At 55.9% G+C, this 14,774-nt stretch carries 13 protein-coding genes; 8 read left to right on the top strand and 5 right to left on the bottom strand.

Features of this window, described 5'->3' with window-relative positions; genetic code table 11:
- Positions 1-69 precede the first annotated feature (69 nt).
- The gene (locus GGR27_RS01780) at positions 70-2,766 is read left to right on the top strand and encodes a TonB-dependent receptor (protein ID WP_168035682.1); all 2,697 of its coding nucleotides are present in this window, start codon (positions 70-72) and stop codon (positions 2,764-2,766) included.
- Between the two features lie 126 nt (positions 2,767-2,892).
- Here the strand turns inward: GGR27_RS01780 and argS are convergent, their stop codons facing one another.
- The gene (gene argS, locus GGR27_RS01775; RefSeq protein ID WP_168035681.1) at positions 2,893-4,746 is read right to left on the bottom strand and encodes an arginine--tRNA ligase; all 1,854 of its coding nucleotides are present in this window, start codon (positions 4,744-4,746) and stop codon (positions 2,893-2,895) included.
- Positions 4,747-4,909: 163 nt separating this feature from the next.
- Between argS and GGR27_RS01770 the strand changes: the two genes are divergently transcribed.
- Positions 4,910-5,464, top strand: a complete 555-nt coding sequence (locus GGR27_RS01770) for a YqgE/AlgH family protein (RefSeq protein ID WP_168035680.1) — start codon at positions 4,910-4,912, stop codon at positions 5,462-5,464.
- Positions 5,465-5,568: 104 nt separating this feature from the next.
- On the opposite strand, the gene GGR27_RS01765 is transcribed toward GGR27_RS01770, so the two are convergent.
- A complete protein-coding gene (locus tag GGR27_RS01765) occupies positions 5,569-6,027 on the bottom strand; it encodes a hypothetical protein (RefSeq protein ID WP_168035679.1) in 459 nt (152 codons plus the stop codon).
- 54 nt (positions 6,028-6,081) lie between these two features.
- Between GGR27_RS01765 and GGR27_RS01760 the strand changes: the two genes are divergently transcribed.
- The 4 genes from GGR27_RS01760 to folE all read left to right on the top strand — a co-directional run bounded on the left by GGR27_RS01760 (position 6,082) and on the right by folE (position 9,587).
- Entirely contained in the window at positions 6,082-6,657 is a 576-nt protein-coding gene (locus GGR27_RS01760) for a WbqC family protein (RefSeq protein ID WP_168035678.1), read from the top strand.
- 54 nt (positions 6,658-6,711) lie between these two features.
- Entirely contained in the window at positions 6,712-8,439 is a 1,728-nt protein-coding gene (locus GGR27_RS01755; RefSeq protein WP_168035677.1) for a dynamin family protein, read from the top strand.
- A 122-nt stretch (positions 8,440-8,561) separates the two neighbouring features.
- Positions 8,562-8,987 (top strand): 6-pyruvoyl trahydropterin synthase family protein, encoded by a 426-nt coding sequence (locus GGR27_RS01750; protein ID WP_168035676.1) that lies wholly within the window; start codon positions 8,562-8,564, stop codon positions 8,985-8,987.
- Positions 8,988-8,990: 3 nt separating this feature from the next.
- On the top strand, positions 8,991-9,587 hold the full coding sequence (gene folE, locus GGR27_RS01745) for a GTP cyclohydrolase I FolE (protein WP_168035675.1): 597 nt from the start codon (positions 8,991-8,993) through the stop codon (positions 9,585-9,587).
- Between the two features lie 341 nt (positions 9,588-9,928).
- Here folE and GGR27_RS01740 read toward each other — a convergent pair whose 3' ends face one another.
- Complete coding sequence (locus tag GGR27_RS01740) at positions 9,929-10,813, bottom strand: MBL fold metallo-hydrolase (RefSeq protein WP_168035674.1); 885 nt, start codon at positions 10,811-10,813, stop codon at positions 9,929-9,931.
- 94 nt (positions 10,814-10,907) lie between these two features.
- Here GGR27_RS01740 and GGR27_RS01735 point away from each other — a divergent pair, with 94 nt between their 5' ends.
- Together GGR27_RS01735 and GGR27_RS01730 are read left to right on the top strand one after the other, a co-directional pair.
- Positions 10,908-12,035 (top strand): endonuclease/exonuclease/phosphatase family protein, encoded by a 1,128-nt coding sequence (locus GGR27_RS01735; protein ID WP_168035673.1) that lies wholly within the window; start codon positions 10,908-10,910, stop codon positions 12,033-12,035.
- Between the two features lie 158 nt (positions 12,036-12,193).
- Positions 12,194-13,027, top strand: coding sequence for a S24 family peptidase (locus GGR27_RS01730; RefSeq protein WP_209037846.1), 834 nt, complete (start codon positions 12,194-12,196; stop codon positions 13,025-13,027).
- A gap of 36 nt (positions 13,028-13,063) precedes the next feature.
- Here GGR27_RS01730 and GGR27_RS01725 read toward each other — a convergent pair whose 3' ends face one another.
- Together GGR27_RS01725 and GGR27_RS01720 are read right to left on the bottom strand one after the other, a co-directional pair.
- A complete protein-coding gene (locus GGR27_RS01725; protein ID WP_168035672.1) occupies positions 13,064-13,483 on the bottom strand; it encodes an OsmC family protein in 420 nt (139 codons plus the stop codon).
- A gap of 69 nt (positions 13,484-13,552) precedes the next feature.
- A complete protein-coding gene (locus tag GGR27_RS01720) occupies positions 13,553-14,770 on the bottom strand; it encodes a saccharopine dehydrogenase family protein (RefSeq protein ID WP_168035671.1) in 1,218 nt (405 codons plus the stop codon).
- Positions 14,771-14,774 lie beyond the last annotated feature (4 nt).

The following is a 14,774-nucleotide window of genomic DNA, read 5'->3' as shown; positions in this document are numbered from 1 at the left end:
CGGATTTTTTTCGTTGCGTTAATCGCCGATGCCACAGTACCTTGCGTTTACCCACCAACCGACCCTACTTTGCGTCTATCCCCCCTACTCTGCACCCGCGTCCGCGCCCTATTCCTTTGCTTTGCCTGCGCGCTAACCGTCAACCTAGCGGGGCAAGAAGCCGCCGTCGAGGGGCACGTCAACGATGCGGAAGGCACGCCCCTCATCGGGGCTACCGTACGGGTTGTCGGTTCGGTCATCGGGACGACAACGGACCTCGACGGACGCTACGACATCGAAGTGCCGCCGGGCAATATTCGCTTGCTTTATACCTACCTCGGGTACCAAAACTTGGACACCCTCGTAATTGTGGCCAACGGCGATCGCGACATCGAGTTGAACGTAATCATGCGGCTATCCACGGCCAACAATTTACCCGAATTAATCGTGACCAGCTCACGCGCGACCGGGCAACTGCAGGCGCTACGCAACCAACAGAGCGCCCTCAGCGTCCAGACGATCATTCACAGCGAGCTCTTCAACCAGTATCCAGATATCACCATTGCCGAAACCGTGTCCCGCATGCCGGGCGTATCGATCATCCGCGGCGTCGGGGAGGGGCAGATCGTGCAGGTACGCGGGTTGCCGGAACAGTACACGGCCGTTTCCCTCAACGGGCAGCGCCTGCCGACCATCCAGCCGGAAGCGGACCAGGAAGGCACGCTGGACTTGATCCAGAGTAATTTGGTCGAAGAAGTCCGAGTCATCAAAGCACGCACGGCCGACATGGACGGCGACGCCATCGGGGGCACGGTCGACTTTCGGATCCGCCAGCCGGAGCGAAAATTTGAATTCCTTGCCCAGGGCGGCGTCGGCCAGAACTTCGGCTTCGACGCGGGCGGTAACCAGGGGACGGGCGTCACCCAACTGGCCGGGGTGCTCAACAGCGAAATTGCCGACGAAAAGCTTTACGCACTGCTGGCGGGTAGCTACCTGCGGCAGGGCCGGGGGACGCAGCAGCAGATATATGACTTCGTGGAAGGCGCGGACGGAACTCGCACGATCAGTGACGCCCGACCAAACGAAGTCGAGCGACTGACCGAACGCCGGGGCTTCGTCGGTGGCATCGAACTCAGACCCAGCATCTACAATCGGCTACGAATCGGCTTTAGTTCCGCTTCCACCGATGAGGACATTACCCACCGACAGCTGTTCGCCCGCAACCTCCCGGATGGTGCGAGTGACCTGGCGCGCCGAACCAGTAGCTGGAATAAGGAGAAGAGATTAGAACTTCTCTCACTGGAAGTAGAAAATAACTTCCCCCGCACGCGGTTGGATTATCAACTCAGCTTCAGCCAAACTTCGGAGACGCTAACCGACCGACTGAGTAGCATTGCGGCGGCGCGGAACGGACAAACTACTTTTTCGGAAAAAGCTCTACTGGACGCGCAGGCCGCGAGTCCATTTCCCGGCGACGCATTACGCCTTTCCGAGACACGGCAGGAGAACATCGAGCTGCGGGAGGTAGTCGCGCTCTTCAGCGTGAACGTAACCCGGTACCTCAACAAGAAGAAAACGAGCTACCTCAAATCCGGCGTGCGTTACCGCAGCAAAGACCGGAACTATGGTGTGTTCACGGCGAACGTGCCGGCCCCGGCGTCGCCCCCCGTCACCCTGGGTTCGGGTGAGTTCCCTGACCTACCGGAAGAGCCTCTCGTAACGGAGCTCCCCGATTTACGGGAAGAAGGACTCCGGTACTCGGCCCAACAGCGCATTTGGGCTGGCTACGCGATGTTTGCCGCAAACTTTACTAGCCGCTTTTCCGCATCGGCCGGTGTTCGGTACGAGGGGCTAGAGGTCGACACGTACGAGACGGACCTCGATACCTTCAGCTTCACGGAAGGCAGCTGGTTACCAAACCTAAACCTCACCTACCGGACGAACTCCACCACTAAAGTGCGCCAGGTCAGGCAGCTCCGTTTGAGTGCCTACCAGGCCGTTGCCCGGGTAAACTACTCCAGTTTCATCTCCGGCCGCCGCTTGCCACTCATCGCGCTCGACGAATTTTCCCGCGGGAACAAAGGATTGCGCAACACGACGAGCGACAACCTGGACCTGACGTTCGAACGCTACGGCCGGCGGGACGGTCTCGTGACGGTGGGGCTATACTACAAACGCCTAAAGAATCCTACGCTACGCGTAAGTACCACGGACCTCACGGGTGTTATACCCGTCTACGACACAAGATTGGTTAATACCGCATCCGCCGAACTGGCCGGGCTGGAGATTGGGTTTTACCAAAATCTCGGCTTTCTCGGGCTAGAAAGCGGTTGGCGGTGGTTCAACCTCAACGGTAACTATAATTTCAACGCCCTGAGCGCCGAGTCCCGCACCTTCAACTTCGACAGCTTTACCCTGCCACAGGCTCCCCGGCAAACGGCTAACCTTAGTGTCGTTTACAATAATTCTGCGAAGGGAATCAGCGTAGTGGTCGCTACGAATTTTCGGGATAGGATTTTCGACCGCGTGCTGGACAACCGCACGGTGTACAGAAACAGTGTCTTTTCTCTGGACCTCGCGGCAGACTACCGATTTTACGGAGACTTCAGTGTTTACTTACGCGCAAATAACATTTCGGACCATCCTTTTCGCGAATATTTCGGTGAACCCAACGATGACGATTCCAACCTGCGGTCGGATGCGCGTTACGGTGCCTGGGGCGTCATCGGTATTCGCTACCAGCCGCGGGGACTGCCCAAGCGTGGCCTGGCGGACGGTAGCCGTTGAGTCGGTACGTGGTTGGACAGTATCCGCTGGTACAAAGTAGCGATAGTGTGCACGCGAGTCGAACGCAACAAGTAGTAATGACGGTGTAGGGTACGTGACTTTTGACCACTGGCCGTAACTAATCGATTACATACGGGGCGGAACGTCGATACCCAGCAAATTCATGCCTCCCTTAAGCGTGTGACCCACCGCACGGCAGAGTTGCAGTCGGAAAGCAACGGCAGCGGGAGTTTCCGCGCTCAGGATGGAGTGGTCGTGCCAGAACTTGTGGAGGCCCTTGGCCAGATCGTAGCAGTACATCGCGATCAGACTCGGATCGTAGGTTTCGGCGGCTAGCTTTACTAATTCCGGAAAAGCGTACAGCTTACTCGCCAAATCCCGCTCAGCGGCGGCTAGGTCCACGTAATCCGCGGCAGTAGATACATCTACGTCCGACCCCGCCTTGCGCCAGACGGCCTGGGTCCGCACGTACGCATTCTGCACGTAAGGACCGGTTTGCCCCTGCATATCGACGGATTCTTTCGGGTCGAAAATCATGCGCTTTTGTGGCCCGACCTTAATTATGTGAAACTTGAGGGCAGCCATACCGATCTGGCGGACGATCTCCCGTTGTTCTTGCGGGCTCAAGCCTTCGGTGGCGGCACGGTCGGCACTCGCCAGGCCGGCCTCGTGGATGACTTCTTTAATCAGGTCATCGGCGTCGACTACCGTGCCCTCGCGGCTCTTCATGCGGCCGGTGGGAAGGTCGACCATTCCGTAACTCAGGTGATAAAGGCCCTTCGCGTAGGGTTCTTCAAGTCGCTTTAGCAGTTCGAAGAGCGTAGCGAAGTGGTGGTTCTGCTCGTCGCCCACGACGTAGATCATCCGGGTAGCGCCGAAGTCATCGTAGCGGAGGCGGGCGGTGCCGAGGTCCTGAGTAATGTAAATACTCGTGCCGTCGCCCCGCATGAGGGTTTTTTCGGAAAGCTTGGCGTCCGTCAGGTCGGCGTACACGGAACCATCGTCACGGGTACGGAAAACGTTCTTCTCAATTCCGAGCTCGACCATGTCCTTGCCCAACTTGTAGGTATTAGACTCGTAGTACAGCTTATCGAAGTGGACGCCGAGGGCGGTGTAGGTCGCGGCGAAGCCTTCGTACACCCAGCCGTTCATTTTCTTCCACAGGGCGACTACTTGCGCATCGCCGGCCTCCCAATCGAGCAACATTTCTTTTGCTTCCGCCCCCAGCTTGCTGTATTCGTTGAAGTACTTAGGCTTGTAGGAGGCAAAGAATTTCTCCGCGCTCAGGCCCTCCTTGGCGGACTTTTTAAAAAACGTCTTTCCTTCTTCTGACTGCTGCCAGGCCAGGTATTCCTCGCGAAACTTAGTTTCGAAGAGCACGTAGTACTCGCCGACGAAGTGATCGGGTTTGCTGCCGGTGGAAGCCGGCGTGGCGCCATCACTAAATTTTTGCCAGGCGAGCATCGACTTACAAATGGCGATGCCCCGGTCGTTGATGATCTGGACGTTCTTGACGTCGTAGCCGGCTTTTTGCAGCAGCTGGCTCGTCGACCAGCCGAGAAGGATGTTGCGAATGTGGCCGAGGTGGAGTGGCTTATTCGTATTCGGACTCGCGAATTCGACGATGACCTTTTCGCCGTTGGCGGGCGCCTGGCCGAAGTCGCCCGACTGCGGGGCAGCCAGGACGAAGTCTTTCCAGTAGGCATCGGCAACGACGAGGTTGAGAAAGCCCTTGATAACGTTGAAGTCCGCCACTTCACTGACGTTCCCTTTCAGGTACTCACCAAGCTCGCGCGCAATCACGTCCGGCTTTTTTTTGGCTAGCCGGGTGAGGGGGAAGGTTACGACGGTGAATTCGCCTTCAAATTCGCGGCGGGTCGTCTGCAGCGTGATTTCTTGGTTCTGGGCGTCGGCACCGTAGAGCTCCGTCAGGGCAGTTCTGACGGCGTCGGTGAGGAGGTCGGTAAGGGTGTGTTTCATTGCGGGGGCGAAGGTAGTTTGAATTTTGGACTAAACTCGGTTGGTCGGGCCCGGGTAAGTTTGCTGCTACGTTTGCCTACCCTGCACCCGCGTCCACGCCCGCTACCATCGATAAACCACCGGTGACCGAACGCGTTAGGTGTCCAACCAAACTACCCTGGCCATGAGCACGAACATCAAAGTTGGCTCCGTCCTACTGGCGGAACCCTTTATGCTGGATCCGAATTTTAAGCGCACGACCGTCCTGCTCGTTGACCACTCCGCCGAGGGTAGCGTCGGGTTTATCATGAACCGAAAGATGGAAATTAGCGTCGACGAATTGATCGACGACTTTCCCGAGTTTGAAGCCCCCGTGTACTTCGGCGGCCCCGTCGGGGCGGATACCGTTCACTACCTACACTGTCGGGGAGACCTGTTGTCAGGGAGCGACGAAGTCGTCAAGAACGTGTTCTGGGGCGGTGACTTCCGCCAGCTTAAAACGTTGATCAACAACAAATTGATCAAGCCGAGTGACATACGATTTTTCGTCGGTTACAGCGGCTGGAGCGACCGGCAGTTGGAAGAAGAACTCGAACTCGGCAGCTGGGTGCCGGCCAAGATGGATGCCAATTACCTGTTTAGCAGCGAGCCGGATAGTCTCTGGAAACAAGTCATGGAAAATAAGGGGAGCAACTTTGCGGTCATCGCGGACATGGAGGAAGGAGCCAGTTACAATTGACTAAGCACGCTGGATAAATTGACCACAGAAACACAGAATCACAAATTATTACGAGCACGTAGTTGCGTGACCTCTGTGTGCTTCAGTGATGGTGTGATGGAAAACTACCGTCGCTTGCGCGACTTCAACTTAGGCTTATTCCACTCTTCCTTCTGCGCGAAGTCAACTACATTCTTCATGATGGCGATCATCGACATGAAGACCAGGTAACCAAAAGTCACGACAAAAAATATCCACTTGTAGGAACCCGCCTCACCGATTGGAATACCGCTGAAGGCCCAGGCAAGCAATCCGGAGCCGAGGGCCAGGCCCATGAACGAATAAAGGCTACGGCCCCAGTACTTCAGAATATTCTTGGAAGTCGCGCTCATGATTGCGTTGAACAGCGCGTAAAATAACATAAAACTCGCCGCGCAGAGCCAGGCCCAGCGGTTGTTTACGACGTCCTCCGTTCCGGCGCTGACCGCCGTCCCGAGTGCCTGAAAGACAAATACTAGGATGAGAACGCCACCGGCCTGGTAGACGGGGTCGATCTTTTTCTCAAAAATGGAATCATCAGCCATAATGAAGTAATTTCGCCCTTGTAACGTGACTCCCTCCAGAAGGTTATTAATTTTATGCCGCTCACCACACCGACCGCCTACTTTCCGCCAGCCCACTGGGCTTCCGCCGGATTTACCGCTGGCGCGTGGACGGTGGAGGCGCACGAAAACTACCAGCGTAAAGGCTTCAGGAACCGCGCACGGATCGCCGGACCCAACGGACCACTCTGGCTTACGGTACCGCTGACGAAGGGCAAAAATCAACGCACGCCCATCGGGGAAGTCACCATCGCGAATGAGTACGACTGGCGGCGCGAGCACGAAGCTTCGATCCGTACGGCCTACGGTCGCTCCCCATTTTACGAGCATTACGCGGAGGCGATCTTCACGATACTTCGTCTTGATCATCAGTACTTATTGGATTTGAATAATACCCTGCTGACAAGCGTGTTAGCGTTACTCAATCCTCCGATTGGAATTACCGAATCAACTGAATTCATCGGAGCCGACAAAACCAAACATCTGCCGCGGCTGGCACCTTACCCACAAGTGTTCACGGACCGGTTTGGCTATCAACCCGGTCTTTCGATTTTAGACGCGCTTTTCTGCCTCGGCCCCGCGCTGCCCTCCCACCCCACCGTCGCTATTTAGGGCGCGGTCGCGGGTGAAAAGTAGATCGGCAAGCCGCAAACCATCAATACTACCATGGCAAAATTATTAGACGCAGAACTCCAGGCCACCCGCGCCCGGCTCGAAGAGATCATCAAAAATCTTCACGAGCTTACGCTGCGCATCGGTCACGAGGAGATGGCGAAGACCGTCAGCGATTTGCGCAACCGCATTTTCGAGCCGTTTATGTTCGTGATCGTCGGGGAGGTGAAAGCAGGGAAGTCCAGCTTCGTAAACGCGCTGCTCGATACCGGTCAGGAAATTGCCAAGGCCGCCCCGCAGCCCATGACGGATACGATCCAGCAAATCCTCTACGGGGAAGAACACCGCGAGGTGATGATTAACCCCTACCTCAAAAAGATCTTTCTTCCGGTCGACATCCTGCGTGAAATCGCCATCGTCGATACGCCGGGCACGAACACCATCGTCGAGCACCACCAGGAGATTACCGAGCAATTTATCCCGGCCAGCGACCTGATTGTCTTTGTGTTTGAAGCCAAGAATCCTTACCGACAGTCCGCCTGGGATTTCTTCAAATACATCCACGGCGACTGGCGGAAGAAAACGATTTTCGTCTTACAGCAGAAGGATTTGGCTAATGATTTCGAGTTGGCAACCAACCTGAATGGCGTTGGCGAAAAGGCGCGCAAAGAAGGCATCGAACAGCCGCAAGTATTTGCCGTCAGCGCCAAGTTGGAGCAGGAAAAGACCGGAGTAAGTGGCTTCGGCCCTTTACGCGAATACATCTCCGAAAACATCACCGGGGGCAAGGCGCCGCGTCTCAAGTTGAACAATAGCATCGTTACCGCCGAGACCATCAACGAACGAATTGCCGACGGTTTGGTGCTGCGCCGTCGCCAGTTCGAGGCCGATACGGAGTTTCGCCGTGAGATCGGGGAAACGCTGAGCGACCAGTCTGCGCAGAGTAACAAACAGGTCGACCTGATGGTGGAAAACTTGCTCAACACCTACGACAACATTACGCGCCAAAAACTCGAAGAATTGCGTAACGGGCTGTCCATGTTCGGCCTCGTCAAGCGCAGTTTTGCTTCGACCTTCGGCAGCACGCCCAACGCCGAAAACTGGCTGAGCAATTTGGCAACCGGCCTGGAGGCAGATTTAAACACCAAACTCAAGGCCCGTCTTAATGATAACGTAATCGACCTCGCCGAGTCCATCCAACAGATGGTGAAGATGATCGACCTTAAGATTCGTAGTAGCGCGACCATTCTTCAGAACGACCACGAGCTGTTCAGTGACATTGCCGAGCGGCGCGAAAACGTACTGCGCGACTTACAGGACCAGTTCAACCGCTTCGTGAGTAATACGGACAACTTCACCGACGAATCCATCTTCGCGGACCGGGAGAACCTGACGCCCAACATCGCCGCCGGCGGGGGCATCGCCGCGCTCGGGGTAATCCTTGCGGCCGTGACGACCGGCTCCGTTTTCGACATCACCGGCGGTATCCTCACGACCGTCGGTATCCTGTTTGCAGGTTTTAGTACCCGCGGCAAGCGCAAGCGGATCGTCGACGGCTTCGAAGCGGAGATCCGAACCGGTCGGGCTAAACTCGCCGCCGACCTGGAAGAAAAACTCAAGACCTACATCGCTACGCTGCGTCGCCGCATCGAGAACAACTTCGGTCGCTTCGACGAAAACCTCCAACGCGAGGAGAAGAACCTGGCCATCCTCGAAGGCACCCACCAGGAAATACGGGCGGAGCTGACAACGATGGGTGCCACAATGACGGACCAAGCCTAGACGTGGCTTCCTAAACCTGTCCCCTAGCGAGTCAGGCTTTAAACCGAAACTTAACCGGCTACGTCACTTAATAGACCGCAAACCATAGACCCAGGACCAACCTTAACCCCTACCTTCGCGCCATGGTATACGTAACCCGGAGAGAAACCTTTAATGCCGCCCACAAGCTTCACGTAGCGGACTGGTCGGACGAAAAAAACAAGGCCGTTTTCGGCAAGTGTTCCAACAAGAACTGGCACGGCCACAACTACGAGTTGTTCGTCACCGTAGTCGGTCAGCCGGACGAAATCACGGGTTACGTGATGGACGCCAAGGTGCTCTCCGATATCGTAAAGACTAAAATCACCAAGAGTGTCGATCACTCCAACATGAACCTCGACGTGGATTGGTTCCCCAAGAACTTCATGCCCTCTACGGAAAACGTAGCCATTCAATTCTGGAACCGGATCGAGGCGGAAGTCAGTAGCCAGGGCGCAACTCTTTACTGCATTCGGCTGCACGAAACGGAAAATATTTACGCGGAATACTTCGGCCCCAACGGAAAATAGATTATGTCCTTCGAGAAAAACATCGAGCACGAGCCCGCCACCACCGAGCGGCTCGCCACCAACTACCAATCCCTCATCGAGTCTATCGGGGAAGACGCCCAGCGGGAGGGCCTGCTGAAGACGCCAACGCGTGCGGCAAAAGCCCTCCAGTTCATGACCCAGGGCTACGAACAGGACGCGGAAGCAATCTTGCGCGGCGCCATGTTCGCCGAAGACTACTCGGAGATGGTGATCGTGAAGAATATCGAGTTTTACAGCATGTGCGAGCACCACCTGTTGCCATTTTTCGGTAAAGCCCACATCGCGTACATTCCCGAAGGTTACATCGTCGGACTCAGCAAGATCCCCCGGGTTGTCGACGTATTCGCCCGTCGTTTACAGGTCCAGGAGCGCCTGACGGACCAGATCCTCAACTCCTTACAAACCACGCTAAACCCCATGGGCGTGGCCGTCGTCATCGAGGCGCGGCACATGTGCATGATGATGCGGGGCGTTCAAAAACAGGCTTCCGTCACGACGACCAGCGCTTTTACCGGTGCCTTCAAATCGGAGCGGACGCGGAATGAGTTTTTGAAGTTGATTACTAGCGATTTGACTTAAGTAGTCATTAACTGACCTTACGCGACCGGATTATGCCACATAAACACATAAACACACAAGAATAAGTAAACGGTGCTTCGGCGTAGCTATACACCGATTTTGTGCTTTTGTGTTTGTGTGGCGAAATAATCTGCATAACATCAGTCATTAATATAACATTCGTTTGGCGCGGACGCGGGTGCTGTGGATTGTACTAGGGTCACCGCGAACGCATAAAGGCCACGTTTCAACTCTCTGGAGCTAGGCAATCCATTGAAAGCTGGCGGGTTTATGCGGAAGCTCTTCCGAAAAAAACCTTGCACCCGCGACCGCGCCACTAGCTTTAAAACCCACGTCAATTACTACTTTTTCGTACTCAGGTACCGGGCGATTCCCGCGACGCTCATGTAGGGTGGATTGGCCACGCGGTAGGCACTAATAACTTTTTCCGGCACGCCGTTTTGCCGCAATTCGGCCTCCACCATCTCGGTGAAGCCCGGCACCAGTTCAGCCGGATCGTCGATGGTGAGCAGGCGGTTGGCCACCCATTCGACGTAGCTAGTCAGGCGTTTACGCAAGGCCGGCAAGTGATCCGCGACCGGCACCTCACCGTAATGGGTCAGGTAGAACTTGTTAACGGAAAGCGACGCGAGTCGGTCCAGAGAAGCATTCCAATCTTCCGCATTGATGTCCGGCGGCGGGCAGGGCGGCACGACCGGGCCACCCTTGATTTTCACCCCACCGACGTCGCCGGTAAAGACTACCTTCCTCACCTGCCAGGCGATGTGGTGCGAGGCGTGGCCGGGGGTATGGTGCGCCGTCCAGGTATGGCCACCAAGTGCCAACGCTTCACGGTCCCCTACCGCGGTAATGGAAGCGGCATCGATCTTTTCCATCTTCCCCCAGAGCTTTGCCATGTTGTCCTCACCGTAGATCCGGGCGGCCGAGCCGTACAGCCGCGTCGGGTCGATCATGTGTTTAAGTCCGCGTGGGTGAACGTACACCCGGGTGCCCCGCGCCGCCCACCACCACGCGGCGCCGGCGTGGTCGAAGTGAATGTGGGTGAGCAGCAACGTGTGGATTTCTGAGGGAGCAATTTCAAGCACTGCGAGCTGCGCGAGTAAGGTTTCGTGCGTTGAAAATGGCCCACATTCAACCATCGTGTAGCCCGCAGCGTCGGGGATGACGAAGGCGGCGATGGCGGCGGGTTCACCCAAAAATTTTAGATCGATGGTGTGGACGAGCATTAACGTAGATTTGAGTCCGCAACTTACGCTTTCTGAAGGGGAACTTCATACCTGCCGAATACGTATGTATCCGAACATCGGTCCATAATCATGTTTGTACAATTTAAAACCCTGTCTCATCAACGAAGTGCTTAACATTATTGCCATCGTCCTGGGGTTCGTAGGAGTAATCGGTACGCTGATGCCCTTCATTCCGAAAGACGACTACTGGATTCGGGGCTTTGATTACCCCAGGCTACAGCTTGTTTGCGTACTGGCGCTCTCGGCGGGCTTATTTGCTTTTGAGAACGACCTAACGGCGATGGGTTGGCAGTTGGCCTTCTGGTTGGTGCTCGCCGTGGCCGGCCTGTACCAAGCCTACCGCATCCTCCCCTACACCCAACTGTGGCGAACCCACAGCCGTACGGCTAACTTCCCGGAGCACGACGGCCGCCACCTGCGGATGCTGGTGAGCAACGTGCTCCAAACCAACAAATCCTCCGATAAGCTAGTCGAGCGGGTCAAGACGCACAATCCGGATATTTTTCTGACGCTAGAATCCAACCAGTGGTGGGAAGAGAAGATGGACGAGGCACTGCTCGCCGATTACCCCCACAAAGTCAGCGTACCGCTCGAGAATCTTTACGGGATGCACCTTTACTCCAAGCTAGAGCTGTTCGACGCGGAGGTACTCTACCGCATCAAGGACGACATCCCCGGCATCGACGCGACCGTCGAACTCGATAATGGCAAACGGATTAAGCTGTTTTTCGTCCACCCCATGCCACCCGCACCGGGCGAAGCCTACGCCAGCACCGGGCGGGATGCGGAACTCGCTTTGGTCGGCAAGGAAGTTAAGAAATACGGCGACACGGCCATCGTGGCCGGTGATCTGAACGACGTGGCCTGGTCCCACTCTACCCGTCTGTTTAAGCGCCTGAGCGGATTGGTCGACCCCCGCGTCGGGCGCGGCTTATTCGCCACATTTCACGCTAACTTCTGGTTTGCCCGCTGGCCGCTCGATCACCTGTTCCACACGACTGACTTGGCGCTCGTGAGCCTAAAAAGGCTGAAAAGTATTGACAGCGACCACTTCCCCATCCTGGTTGAACTCAGCTACGAGCCCGAAGCGGATGACCACGATAACGAAGAGGCGGACAGTGACGATCACGCAGAGGCCGACGAGACCATCGCCAAGGGAAAATCCGGGGTGGAAGACACGGTCGACGCAACAATTTCCTAGTGAAGGCAGCAGCGGCCAGGACCTCCGTGAGGTGGAGATATAAATCCGCAAAAAGTTGTCATTTTTTCTTCGTGTAAGCACCTTACTTAGTAAGTGAGCATTTATCTTTGCCCACCCATCACGAACCGAAGCGGTGTCAGCTTCCACGATTCCTCTCTATGAACAACGTAGTCTCTCAGCGCTTCATCAAGTGCCACAATAAGCTGCGGGAGGAAAAGCGCGTTCGATCCAGCCGAGCTTTCGCCCTTTCGCTGGAGTATCTACCGCAGTCGCTTTCAGAAATTCTCAAGGGCCGGCGCGACGTAACGATTGAGCTACTGCGCAAGGCCGTCGCCACCTATAAGATCAACCCCGTTTACATCATGACCGGTGACGGGCCGATGTTCATGACCGACGAGACCAACCAAAGTTTTCGCGTACTGACCACCATCCGGACGCCACAGGATGACGAGCTGATCATCCACGTACCTCAGCCCGCGCAGTCTTCTTATTCCAGTGACCTGGGCGACCCTGCTTTCGTGCAGGACTTACCGACCTTCAGCCTCCCGGATTACAAGTATAAAGTAGGAACCCACCGCAGTTTCGACGTACCGGGCGACAGCATGGAACCGACGCTGTTCGAAGGAGACAAGGTGGTGTGTTCTTTTCTGGAACCAACGCTCTGGGAGTCCGGCATCAAGGACAACTTTGCTTACGTGATCGTTACCCGCAGTGACGTGGTTGTCCGCCGCGTCAAGAACTTAATTGGGGAGTCTAAAGAACTAGAACTGCTGCCCGAGAATAAATTCTACGAGTCGCGCCGCGTTACCCAGGCCGAGCTCCGGGAAATCTGGTACGTACGCGCGCGCATTACTCCGTTCTTGCCATCACCGCAGAACATCCAGCGTTACGTGCACGACGAGATGATGCAATTGAAAGAAACCATTGCGCAGCAGGGTCAACTCATCGGCAAGTTGACGACCGCAGTTGACCGTTTGGGGGACAAGAAGTAATTTTCGCCCGTTAGAATTGTTACCGCTACGGTTAAATTAGGCGGGAACGATTTTGTAATCCCAAGTGATGATAACCCCGCCCGCCTTCAGCATTAAGCTGACGGAACAGAGTTTCTCCATGCTCAGCCGGCAGGCGCGCTCCACCTTTTTCTCGTCCAGTTTACCGACGAATTCGTAGGCTACCTGGATGGCCGTAAAGGTTCTCGGTTCCGCATCCTTGCGTTGGCCGCTGACGGCAATTCTGAGATCCTGCAAATCCTGTCGTTGCTTTTTCAACAGCAAGATGATGTCGATTGACGAGCAACTACCAACGGCAGCCAACACCAATTCCATGGGGCGCATACCGTTGTTACGCCCACCGATGGCGGGGCTGCCGTCCGTTTGCACGGTCAGTCCGTCCTGGTTGCTAGCTTCCAGGTTGAAGGCATCGTCGAGGCGTTTGAGGTTGACGGTCATGAGGTCGGAGTCTGGTAGGGAAAAGAGTTGATGAACTAGGGGCGCATTGGTACAGTTAGCCGATCAAATTTAATCAGGGTATTCCATTTCCGTATCCACGCCCAGCTTCTCCCGCCAGGGTAAACCGTGCTCGGCCAGTTTCTTCAAGAATGGGTCCGGATTGAATTCTTCCACGTTGAATACGCCAGCGCCGGCCCACTCGCCGGTCAGAAACATCATGGCGCCGGTCATGGCGGGCACGCCGGTCGTGTAGCTTACGCCCTGCGCGCCGGTCTCCTTGTAGGCCTGCGCGTGCTGGCAGTTGTTCCAGATGTAGTAAGTCTGGTCCTTTCCGTCTTTGATTCCTTTGATTCGGCAGCCGATCGAAGTCTGGCCTACGTAGTTTTCGCCCAGGGACCCCGGGTCGGGAAGGACCGTTTTGAGAAATTCAAGCGGGATGATTTCCACGCCCTTGTGCATGACGGGCTGGATGCCGGCCATGCCGATGTTCTCGATGACGCGCAGGTGGGTTAAGTACTCGTCGCCAAACGTCATCCAAAAACGAGCCCGCTTGATGGTCGGGAAGTTCTTGACCAGCGACTCGAGTTCTTCGTGAAAAAGTACGTAGCTCGCTTTTGGGCCGACGTCCGGATAGTTGAGGTCCTTGCGGATGCTGAACGGGGGAATTTCCACCCACTCACCGTTCTCCCAGTACTTACCGTTTTGTGTAATCTCCCGGATGTTGATCTCAGGATTAAAATTTGTCGCGAAGGCCTTCCCGTGGTCACCGGCATTAGCGTCAACGATGTCGAGGTAGTGGATCTCGTCGAAGTGGTGTTTCGCGGCGTAGGCCGTAAAAACTTGGGTGACACCCGGGTCAAATCCACAACCGAGTATAGCCGTCAGGCCGGCATCTTTGAACTTCTGCTGGTACGCCCACTGGTGGCCATACTCAAACTTCGCTTCCTCCTTCGGCTCGTAATTAGCCGTGTCGAGGTAGCTGATGCCCGCGTTGAGACAAGCATCCATGATGGTCAGGTCCTGGTACGGAAGCGCCAGGTGCATGACTAGGTCGGGGCGGTACTCGTTGAGCAGTGCCGTGAGGGCGGGGACGTCTTCGGCGTCGATGGCGGCGGTGGTGACGTTTGCGTAACCCAGTTCTTTCTCGATGTCCGCCGCGATCCGATCGCACTTACTTACCGTACGGCTGGCGATCATGAACGATTCGAATACTTCCGGGTGTTCGGCGCACTTAAAGGCCGCGACGCGGGCGACTCCGCCGGCGCCGATAATCATTACTTTACTCATGGTA

Source organism: Neolewinella antarctica (genome assembly GCF_011927835.1).
Taxonomy (GTDB): domain Bacteria; phylum Bacteroidota; class Bacteroidia; order Chitinophagales; family Saprospiraceae; genus Neolewinella; species Neolewinella antarctica.
The sequence above is the reverse complement of the archived record's forward strand: the minus strand, read 5'-3'. Positions and strand labels throughout refer to the sequence as shown.